At 36.7% G+C, this 9,457-nt stretch carries 11 protein-coding genes, 3 tRNA genes and 1 rRNA gene; 3 read left to right on the forward strand and 12 right to left on the reverse strand.

Annotation, left to right across the window (positions count from 1 at the left end; genetic code table 11):
* Position 1: 1 nt before the first annotated feature.
* From FYJ79_RS08200 to FYJ79_RS08210, 3 genes are all read right to left on the reverse strand, one after another.
* Positions 2-1,120: a diaminopimelate decarboxylase family protein gene (locus FYJ79_RS08200; RefSeq protein WP_154516682.1), complete on the reverse strand. Its 1,119-nt coding sequence runs from the start codon at positions 1,118-1,120 to the stop codon at positions 2-4.
* Positions 1,098-2,612 carry an AMP-binding protein gene (locus tag FYJ79_RS08205; RefSeq protein ID WP_229771401.1) on the reverse strand — a complete coding sequence of 505 codons (1,515 nt, stop codon included), beginning with the start codon at positions 2,610-2,612 and terminating at the stop codon, positions 1,098-1,100. The genes FYJ79_RS08200 and FYJ79_RS08205 overlap by 23 nt, the downstream gene beginning before the upstream one ends.
* A gap of 385 nt (positions 2,613-2,997) precedes the next feature.
* Positions 2,998-3,080: transfer RNA gene (locus tag FYJ79_RS08210), tRNA-Leu, on the reverse strand.
* A gap of 268 nt (positions 3,081-3,348) precedes the next feature.
* Here FYJ79_RS08210 and FYJ79_RS08215 point away from each other — a divergent pair.
* Entirely contained in the window at positions 3,349-4,344 is a 996-nt protein-coding gene (locus FYJ79_RS08215; protein ID WP_154516689.1) for a methionine ABC transporter ATP-binding protein, read from the forward strand.
* Complete coding sequence (locus tag FYJ79_RS08220) at positions 4,344-5,009, forward strand: methionine ABC transporter permease (protein WP_229771405.1); 666 nt, start codon at positions 4,344-4,346, stop codon at positions 5,007-5,009. The genes FYJ79_RS08215 and FYJ79_RS08220 overlap by 1 nt, the downstream gene beginning before the upstream one ends.
* Positions 5,010-5,034: 25 nt before the next feature.
* Here the strand turns inward: FYJ79_RS08220 and FYJ79_RS08225 are convergent, their stop codons facing one another.
* Entirely contained in the window at positions 5,035-5,364 is a 330-nt protein-coding gene (locus tag FYJ79_RS08225) for a putative quinol monooxygenase (protein ID WP_154516692.1), read from the reverse strand.
* A gap of 10 nt (positions 5,365-5,374) precedes the next feature.
* Positions 5,375-5,788 carry a hypothetical protein gene (locus FYJ79_RS08230; protein ID WP_154516695.1) on the reverse strand — a complete coding sequence of 138 codons (414 nt, stop codon included), beginning with the start codon at positions 5,786-5,788 and terminating at the stop codon, positions 5,375-5,377.
* A gap of 266 nt (positions 5,789-6,054) precedes the next feature.
* On the opposite strand from FYJ79_RS08230, the gene FYJ79_RS08235 reads away from it, so the two are divergent.
* Positions 6,055-6,849 (forward strand): hypothetical protein, encoded by a 795-nt coding sequence (locus tag FYJ79_RS08235; protein ID WP_195837049.1) that lies wholly within the window; start codon positions 6,055-6,057, stop codon positions 6,847-6,849.
* A gap of 7 nt (positions 6,850-6,856) precedes the next feature.
* On the opposite strand, the gene FYJ79_RS08240 is transcribed toward FYJ79_RS08235, so the two are convergent.
* The 7 genes from FYJ79_RS08240 to rrf form a co-directional block, all read right to left on the reverse strand.
* A complete protein-coding gene (locus FYJ79_RS08240; protein ID WP_154516702.1) occupies positions 6,857-7,561 on the reverse strand; it encodes a DUF554 domain-containing protein in 705 nt (234 codons plus the stop codon).
* 1 nt (position 7,562) lies between these two features.
* Positions 7,563-7,970 (reverse strand): GNAT family N-acetyltransferase, encoded by a 408-nt coding sequence (locus FYJ79_RS08245; RefSeq protein ID WP_154516706.1) that lies wholly within the window; start codon positions 7,968-7,970, stop codon positions 7,563-7,565.
* 11 nt (positions 7,971-7,981) lie between these two features.
* Positions 7,982-8,389, reverse strand: a complete 408-nt coding sequence (locus FYJ79_RS08250; protein ID WP_154516709.1) for a PTS sugar transporter subunit IIB — start codon at positions 8,387-8,389, stop codon at positions 7,982-7,984.
* A gap of 1 nt (position 8,390) precedes the next feature.
* A complete protein-coding gene (locus FYJ79_RS08255; protein ID WP_154516712.1) occupies positions 8,391-8,969 on the reverse strand; it encodes a sugar O-acetyltransferase in 579 nt (192 codons plus the stop codon).
* Between the two features lie 53 nt (positions 8,970-9,022).
* Positions 9,023-9,105 (reverse strand) — tRNA-Leu (locus FYJ79_RS08260).
* A 6-nt stretch (positions 9,106-9,111) separates the two neighbouring features.
* Positions 9,112-9,187: transfer RNA gene (locus tag FYJ79_RS08265), tRNA-Lys, on the reverse strand.
* 167 nt (positions 9,188-9,354) lie between these two features.
* Positions 9,355-9,457 (reverse strand): 5S ribosomal RNA (gene rrf, locus FYJ79_RS08270); the annotation flags it as partial.

Below are 9,457 nucleotides of genomic sequence, written 5' to 3' on the forward strand. Positions count from 1 at the left end.
ATTATTTCTCCTCCATATTCAATGACCATGTATATGTATGGTCTCTCAGTTTCTTAATTTCATCTTTTCTTTGAAGCAGGACAGCAGGTAAGTCTCTTGATAAAAACAAAGCAATACCTTCCGTAATCGAATACGCTCCCGTATTCTTAAAGACAATCAAGTCCCCTACTTCCAAACTTCTCAATGGCATAGCACGCACAACTAAGTCATTCGTTGTACAAAGTGAACCACAGATAGTCCACAGCTCTTCTTTACCTTCACGATGAGGCAAATGTTCATAAACAGGATTCTTCATCCCCATCATGCCACCATAATAGACAAGCTGGTGAATTCCACCATCAATAATCGCAAAATGCCCTTCTTTGTTTGTCTTGAAATCTTTGACACTTGTGACATATTGCCCACAACTAGCAACAATACTACGCCCACTTTCTAAATAAAGCGGTAAATCAAATGACAACATACTATTTAGTTCATCGAGATAGCTATCTTCATCAAATTCTTCATGGAAGTAATGCACCGGTAACCCTGGCCCATATTCTATTTCCGTAAATGGATAGGCAAGTTCCTCGATGAAATTCTTAAGATAATCAATTTCTTTTTTGATTTTCTTGAGTGAACGCTTTTGTGTTCCACTGAAATATTCAAGGCCTTCAATAGTCACTTCCTGATCATGTCTTAAAAGAATATCTTTGATATCTTCTTCACTCATACCAAACTGATTACCACTTGTCAGTCTCAACAATAAGTGATAATGCGTTTGATATTTCTTCGCAAGAGCGATAACAGCATCATATTGATGAAGTGATTCAATCGTCACTCTTAAGACATTCTTAGTCGCAATTGCTTCTAAGAACTCTTCATCCTTATTGACACCGGAGATGACCATATGGTCATATGGAATACCACTCTTTTGGGCAATACAGAATTCCCCATACGAACAGATTTCATATCTAGCTACCTTGACATAAGGCGTTAGGAAACCATTGGCTTTAATCGCATAGACAAGTTCGCCATTTGTGAGATGTTGATGAAGATAATCTATACGTTTTTGAAGAGTCTCTTGATCAAAGAGATAGAATGGTGTGTGATAGGTCTTAACGATGTCTTCGATTGGCATTCTTATATACCTCCATTAATGCTTTACGATCTATTTTGCCATTCTTGTTGAGTGGCATGTCTTCAACTTGAATCATTTTTGTTGGAATCATGAAACGAGGGAGACGATCAATCAAGGCAATTTTCAAGCTACGTTTATCGATATCACCAATATAGAATGTAATCAGCTTTTCTTTTTCCTGGTCAAAGAGTGAACAGCTCCGTGTCACATGTTCATCTTCTAGAATCGCATGATCAATTTCTTCTAATTCAATACGATGACCTAAATACTTAATCTGGAAGTCCTTGCGTCCTCTAAAGACAAATTCACCCTGTTCATTCATATAAGCCAAATCACCCGTACAATACATCATTTCATGATAACCATCAGCTAAAGGATTCTGACGGAACTGGGATGAGGGTTGGCGGTAATAACCAATGGCCAAGGCTGTCCCGGTAACGCAGATTTCTCCTGGTTCATTAGTTTTAGTGACAAGCTTGTCATCTTTAAGCAAGAAGACACGTTCATTTGGGAACGGCTTGCCCGCTGGTAGATAAGTGCTGTAATCTCGTTGAGGATCAATAATATGATAGAGACAGTTGCATGTGATTTCTGTTGGTCCATAGAGATTGACAAACATTGTATGAGGCATATGATCCATATAATTCTTTAAATGTTTATAAGGCATTACTTCCCCACTAAAGAGAATCTTGTTGACATGGGCAGGAACTTTATAATCCAAGGCTTTATAGACACTAAGTAAGCATAGAGCACTAACTGCCCAGATCATTGTTGTTACTTTCTGTTCATCCAAGAAATCAACAAGCTGTGCTGGCTGTGAGAAGTAAGCTCTTGGTACTAAAACGAGTGTTGCCCCTACATTTAGTGTGGAATAGATATCTTTGACAGAAACATCAAAATCAAATGGTGCCTGGTTGGCTAAGATATCATCATGTGTAATATGGAATAAATCATCAAAGATAGGAATAAAATCAATAACACTACGCTGGCCAATGAGGACACCCTTTGGTACACCGGTTGAACCACTTGTGAAATTTAAATAAAGTGGATCTGTATCAATTGTCTGATTACGAATAGAAGAAAGCAAGTCTGCATCTTCTTCCCCAGCTACAAGTTCCTCAAAAGTAACAACGTTTTCTTTAGTAAACAGTGCTGTGGCTTCTTCTTTGTGATGAGCATCCGTTATCACAAGATCAGCTTCGAGCGTATCAGCCATGATACGTAAGCGTTCATCAGGCAATTCACTATTAAAGAAGCTATAGAAGTCGTTCGCATAGACAATACCTAAGAAAGCCACAATACAATCCAAGGAATGATCCATATAAACAATGACTGGTTTTCTTACCGATGTTTGAGATGCAACAGCACTACCAATAATTCTTGCCTGTCTTGTCACTTCCTGATAGCTTAAATACGCTTCACCCGTACTTAAGGCAGGATGTTCTGGATAAAGTGCTGTCGACTTCTCCAACATTTCTAATATATTCTTCATTCTTCCCTCTCCCATAAAGTCAAACTATTTCCATATCAATTATATATTAATATTCAAAATAAATCACGTATAACTGATTTCATGAAATATTTTCATGCATAGGATTTTCTTTTTCATTTCGCATATTACCTTTTAAGTTTTAAGAAAAAACGTTGATATTTCTTAAAAAAATCTAAACTTTTCCCACATTTTCACTTTAAATCACATTATTCTTTTCACCTATTCATTAATTACTCTTCATATGACTCACCCACCACTATCATTATATTACAACCCCTTTACATAAAAACAATAGCCATGACATCAATGTACAGAGATGATCCATGAATGGTTCATTGAATTTGGTCAAAGAAGAAAAGAGGCTTTCGCCTCTTGAATAAAATAATGGTGCTCGAGATGGGATTTGAACCCACACGGCATAACCACCAGTACCTGAAACTGGCGTGTCTACCATTCCACCACTCGAGCATTTCTGAACGCAAAACAATGGTAAGGTATTTAGGAGGATTTGTCAATAATGATTGATGAATACTTTACTATATGGATTGACGAATAGAGCGTTTTATATTAAGATATACCCAATTGATAGGTAGGTATATGGAGGTATTGGTATGATGATGTTCATGTGTGCATTCAAAACAAAAGCATAGAGGACTTCTTTCATTACGCAACAATAACCTTATCGATACAGACAGGTATTATTCGTAATACCTGTTTTTTATTAAGGAGGAACAGTATGTCAGAAATAGAAATACGTGATGTTTCCAAAGTCTTTGAAACGGACGAAGGAAAAGTACAGGCATTAAGCCATGTCAATATTAATATTGAAAAAGGTGATATCTTTGGGATTATCGGGATGTCAGGTGCAGGTAAATCAACATTAGTACGCTGCTTGAATTTCTTAGAGCAGCCAACAAGTGGTGAAGTTATTGTACGTGGACAAAATCTTAAGGATCTTAATGAAAAACAATTACGCCAGGCGCGTACAAAGATCTCTATGATTTTCCAGAACTTCAACCTTCTCATGCAGAAAACGGTATTGGACAACGTTTGTTTTCCATTAAAGCTTGCCGGTATTAAAGGTGAAGAAGCGAAAAAGAAAGCAAGAGAATATCTTGAAATTGTTGGTTTGGCAGATAAAGCAAAAAACTATCCAGCAATGCTTTCAGGCGGTCAGCGTCAGCGTGTAGCAATCGCTCGTGCTCTTGCCAGCAAGCCAGAAATTCTGCTTTGCGATGAGGCAACGAGTGCCCTTGACCCTGCTACAACATCTCAGATCTTAGCTTTGTTGAAGCGTATTAATAAGGAAATGGGCATTACAATCGTCATTATTACTCACCAGATGTCCGTTATTCAGGATATTTGTGATAATGTCGCTATTATGGAAAATGGCCAGGTTCAGGAAATTGGGAATGTTGAAGAAATCTTCGCTCATCCAAAGAGTGCTGTTGGTAAGCGTCTTATTCTCAATGTTGAAAACAAAAATACTGCTGCTTCAATCGAAAGCCATCATGCTTATCGTATTGTCTTTAACGAACAGTCTGCTTTTGAACCTGTGATTGCGAATATGATTCTGACATTCAATAAACCCGTCAATATCTTAATGGCTGATACAAAGAATGTCGGTGGTCAGGCTAAAGGGGAAATGATTATTGATTTTGGTGATGGTGATCATCTCGAACAAATTCATTTCTTGAAAGAACGTGGTTTAGATGTTGAGGAGGTAGAATAATGAATAGTATGTCACTTACAGAAATTCTCAGTATTATTGGTCCTGAAACTGTGAATACATTAATAATGGTTATTGTATCAACAGTCCTTGGTTATGTCTTTGGTATTCCTCTAGGCATCATTCTCACTTTAACAGATGAAAGAGGCTTAAAACCAAATAAAACCATCTACTTTATTCTTGATTTTATTGTCAATGTCTTCCGTTCTATACCATTTATTATCTTATTGGTATGGATTCTTCCATTTACTAGAGCCATTGTTCATACAACATTAGGTGTTCCTGGGGCCATCGTTCCATTAACAGTCTCAGCTATTCCTTTTATCGCTCGTATGATCGAACAAAGCTTAAAAGAAGTTGATCCTGGTGTTATTGAAGCGGCCAAATCAATGGGCGCAAATACATTCCAGATTGTCATTCATGTCTTACTCGTCGAAGCAAGAAGCTCACTTGTCCTTGGTACAACAATTGTCTTTGCTTCAATTGTCGGTTATGCGGCTATGGCTGGTACAGTTGGTGCTGGTGGTCTTGGTGATGTCGCTATTCGTTATGGATATCAGCGTTATATTGCCAGCATGATGTATGCTTCTATTATTGTCACTGTTATTATTGTCCAGCTCTTCCAGCTTGTTGGTAACTATCTTGCGAAACGTGTTGATAAGAGGTAATGAAAAGGATCCTGCGGGATCCTTTTTACTTTCTTATAAACTGCTGATCTGTTTCAGGTAATGCTTCATCAGAAACAAAGCGTTCAACATGCATATGTAAATCATACTTCTCTCTTAATTGGGCAATCTCATTCATCATGCTTGATGCATGATGTAAATCAATAGCTTCCTGATTCTCCCAGCTATCAACAAGAAGAATCGTTTCAGGATCATCTAAAGACTGGAAATAACGATAACCTAAATTACCTTTTTCATTTCTAATTTTATTGGCTACACCACTACTTTCCATTTCTTCGACAAATTTTCTAGCACTACCATTTTGACCTGTATAATAAAGATTTAATGTAATAGCCATATTTTTCCTCCTATAATTTGATATCTGCTACGTTGTAGATATCTTTTTTCTGTTTGGCATTTTCTTTACTTAGGATTGTATTTTTATCAAACTTCAAATACATTGGACGATAAGTCTTTTGATCCTTAGATAACCAGTAATCAACCTTTACTTTATTTGCCCAGACCATCTCACTTGATTCAACTGTCCCACTAAAGCTCACATAATAGCCTTCCTTACCATTATTCTTATAGGCCTTCTTTTCATAGTTTGATGAACTTAATTCAAAGCGTGAAACGTCATACTGAGTGACATGATCACTCATGATCTTAAAAGCAATACGTTCATAGACATCCAATTCATTCACATTCTTGCTTGAAGAAGAACATCCAACAACTAAGCAGGATACCATTCCTGCAATCATAATTTTCACTAGTTTACTCATATCATCCCTCAATTTCTACGAATAATTATACCATACATATTTGTTCAAACAACCCTATTTATGAAAGCCCTTTTAAAACGAATTAGTATTTTCACACAAAATACTATTTTTCTTGTGCTATATAAATTCATATGACATATTAATATTAATATTAGAGTTCTTCAAACTAACAAAATATTTTACACTATGAATAAGATTGATAGAAAGGAAAAGTATATTGTAATTGACTACTTGGAAGTGCCAATTACAATATACGAAGATATTATATGCGTACAAAAATATCTCAAGCATTACTACCACTTATTGATTATCTTATTATTTTTATCTATTCCTATATTAATAACTGTGTTTATTCCTGGCTTCTTGATCCTCTCTATACACCCGTTTACTTTTATCAGAATGTAGATTATCGCTATATTGTCATGATTCTTACAGAGATTGTATTTGGTATTATCATCGGCATACCTTTCTACTTCTTTTATAAAAATGCCAAAAAACTTTCAAAAAAAGAAACCCTATCCCTTTCTATAATTCATATCATTATGGCGATACTGCTTTACATCATCATTCACAATAATCCAAATTATTACAGACAACTAAGTTTCGCACTTCCTCTTCTTGCTTTCTGGTGTGGGTGCTTTGTCATCACACTCGTTAGATGTTTTTATACACTCTCTATTCAAAAGCCTCTAATCTTTTATATAAGCACATTTTTATCACTGATCATTCCTTCTTTGAGTGCGATATTTGTTTTTATGTGCAGAAAGCACTACTCTTTTGATAATATTTCTCAATACTATCTCAATTATTTTATCATCTGGTTTATTGGTTCAATTGTCACTCTTTGGTTGATCTATCATGCTTTAGACTTCATTCATACCCATTCTAAGCAGCGTTTTTCATTAATTTTAGGATGTGTCATAATTGTTTTGATACTTGCTTTCTTTTTAAAGTCCCCTCTTCGCATGCTTTTTTCTTTCTTGGCAATTGCTCACTATATTTTGCTTGCTTATGCAACGATGTTGATATGTGCATTTATTGATTATAAAAAGGAGCCTTAGCTCCTTTTTATAATAGATAGGTAAGTGGAATAACGACAAGGATGGCAGGAAGGAGATTAGCGACTTTAATATGATAGGATTCCATTAAATTTACTCCCACACCAACAATGAGAATATTACCAACCATCACCATATTATTAATTACTGCTGTGGTCAGAATGCCATTTAATGCCCCCGCAAAGAGTGTTAAAGAGCCTTCCAAGACAAGAATAGGCAAAGCGGCAAAGATGGATCCAACGCCCAGTGTTGAGGCAAAGATAATGACAATAATAAAGTCCAACAATGACTTTGTATAAAGCATACTTGGATCATGGACAAGCCCATCTTGGATACTTCCGACAATCGCCATAGCCCCAATACAGACTGTTAAAGAAGTACTCACAAAGGCTTCTGTAAACTTTGAATCATTACTTTTAGCTTTGGATTTAAGCCAGCGTCCAAGACGTTCAAATTGATATTCGATATCAAAGAATTCACCAATCAGTGCACCCACGACAAGTGATATCGCTATCAACAAGCTTCCCTGTGATGACAATTCTTGGTGTTTGACAAGAAGGATTTTCTCAAGCGCGCCACCTAAGCCAATAAAAATTGTCGATAAGCCAAGTGCCTGCATGATCGTATGTTGGTACTTTTCTTTGATGCCTTTTGAAAAGAATAAACCAATCAACCCACCTGCAATCACGGCTAGTGTATTAACGATTGATCCCATTTTAAAGTTCCTTATACATTAAGACATGGCTGACGCCTTCATCATCACTGATGATATCTGTTTTCTTATACCCTAATGTTTCATAAAAATGACTAGCTCTTACTTGCGCATTGAGATAAAGGCGGTTTGTTTGATCATGCAGTTGCTTTTCTGCTTCCTGCATAACTAATGTTCCATAGCTATGTCCTCTAAATTCCTTAAGCGTACAGACACGGCCAATATACCACTTTCCTTTTTCTTCATAATAACGGCATGTCGCTACGGGCATATCTTCGATATAGAGCACAACGAAGGAACAATGTTGATCTATTTCATCAAATTCATTCATGAATCCTTGTTCTTTCATGAATACCGTTTCACGAATAAATTGGATATCGCTATTCATAGAATAATAGACTCTTATATCCATAAATTTCCCCCTTACTTCTTCATATAGGTTTTACGATAAGATTGATGACGTTGAATTCTCAACAAATTCTCTTCCCCAGGAAAGACAACAGGATTATGATGATCACTTTCAAATAACTGGATGATATCTTCACCATCTTCAATAATCGCATCTAACGTCATCATACCATAGATTCTAGGTGGTAAGAGATAGATAGGTTTATCAAGTGAATGTGTTTTTAAAAGCTTTGCAAGTTCCATTTTAAGATGGGGACAAAGCATAATCACATCATACTCTTCAAATTTCTCTAAAATAAGTGAAAAAGGCAAAAAGTCCACCTGATATTGATTTTCAAGATTTCGTTCATTTATTTCTTTCTGCATACGCATAGCGACATAGCTCGAAGAAAAGCCACCTCCACAACATATCAGAATCTTCATTCTAATCCTCTAATTCTCCATCTTGATCAATGACTTTAATGACTTTTGCCGGCACTCCTGCAACAAGACAATTATCAGGTACATCCTTTGTCACTACACTACCAGCCCCCATCACACAGCCATTGCCAATCTTTACACCAGGCATGACAGAGACATTGGCTCCAAACCAACAATTATCACCAACGGTAATCGGACTTGCCTTTTCTAAGCCTTGATTACGATATTTATAAGCTAAGGGATGACTAGCAGTATAAAAGCCACAGTATGGCCCAATAAAGACATTATCTCCAATAGTGATCTTTGCACCATCCATGAAATAACATGAAGCATTCACAAAGACATTTTTTCCAAAAGAAATATTATAACCATAATCTACAGTTAACGGAGACATAATTGTTAATGCTTCTGGATCATCATTAAATAACTGTTTATATAAAGCACGGATTTCTTTTCCATCTCTTAATGGTGTTTGATTAAATTTTAAAAGAAGCTCCTGAGCTTTTAATCGATGTTCGATAAGTTCTTGATTATTATTGGCATCATACCACATGCCTGCCATCATTTTTTCCTTCTCCGTCATCTTTGTTCCTCTTAAGAAAAAAACACCGATTTCTCGGTGAATGATATTAAGTATGGTGCGGGTGACAGGACTTGAACCTGCACGCCGAAGCACTAGATCCTAAGTCTAGCGTGTCTGCCAATTTCACCACACCCGCATTAGATGGTGACTCGCAGGAGATTCGAACTCCTGACCCTCTGATTAAAAGTCAGATGCTCTACCGACTGAGCTAGCGAGTCATTATAATGTCCTTTGAAAGGACCATGGTTACTATACCATTTATCAGTATAGTGGTCAACAATTATTTACACGAATTATCATGTTCATAATATGTCAACTTATATTTAAACAGCCAATTAACTCACTGTTATTTGAGGCAAAGAAAGGACCTTCCGGTCCTTTGCCTACCTGGCAGAGCGCTATTGTCGCACTTGCGCACTATCGTCGCCGCTGCGGCGCTTAACTTCTGTGTTCGGGATGGGTACAGGTGTGCCCGCCGCGCCATTTCC

Source organism: Sharpea porci (assembly GCF_009695655.1).
GTDB lineage: Bacteria > Bacillota_I > Bacilli_A > Erysipelotrichales > Coprobacillaceae > Sharpea > Sharpea porci.

What these genes read in the sequence shown, in the direction of transcription:
- FYJ79_RS08250 (WP_154516709.1), bottom strand. Translation starts at nt 8,389, where the DNA reads ATGAAGATTCTGATATGTTGTGGAGGTGGCTTTTCTTCGAGCTATGTC.
- FYJ79_RS08230 (WP_154516695.1), bottom strand. Translation starts at nt 5,788, where the DNA reads ATGAGTAAACTAGTGAAAATTATGATTGCAGGAATGGTATCCTGCTTA.
- FYJ79_RS08220 (WP_229771405.1), top strand. Translation starts at nt 4,344, where the DNA reads ATGAATAGTATGTCACTTACAGAAATTCTCAGTATTATTGGTCCTGAA.
- FYJ79_RS08205 (WP_229771401.1), bottom strand. Translation starts at nt 2,612, where the DNA reads ATGAAGAATATATTAGAAATGTTGGAGAAGTCGACAGCACTTTATCCA.
- FYJ79_RS08235 (WP_195837049.1), top strand. Translation starts at nt 6,055, where the DNA reads ATGCGTACAAAAATATCTCAAGCATTACTACCACTTATTGATTATCTT.
- FYJ79_RS08240 (WP_154516702.1), bottom strand. Translation starts at nt 7,561, where the DNA reads ATGGGATCAATCGTTAATACACTAGCCGTGATTGCAGGTGGGTTGATT.
- FYJ79_RS08245 (WP_154516706.1), bottom strand. Translation starts at nt 7,970, where the DNA reads ATGGATATAAGAGTCTATTATTCTATGAATAGCGATATCCAATTTATT.
- FYJ79_RS08225 (WP_154516692.1), bottom strand. Translation starts at nt 5,364, where the DNA reads ATGGCTATTACATTAAATCTTTATTATACAGGTCAAAATGGTAGTGCT.
- FYJ79_RS08255 (WP_154516712.1), bottom strand. Translation starts at nt 8,969, where the DNA reads ATGACGGAGAAGGAAAAAATGATGGCAGGCATGTGGTATGATGCCAAT.
- FYJ79_RS08200 (WP_154516682.1), bottom strand. Translation starts at nt 1,120, where the DNA reads ATGCCAATCGAAGACATCGTTAAGACCTATCACACACCATTCTATCTC.
- FYJ79_RS08215 (WP_154516689.1), top strand. Translation starts at nt 3,349, where the DNA reads ATGTCAGAAATAGAAATACGTGATGTTTCCAAAGTCTTTGAAACGGAC.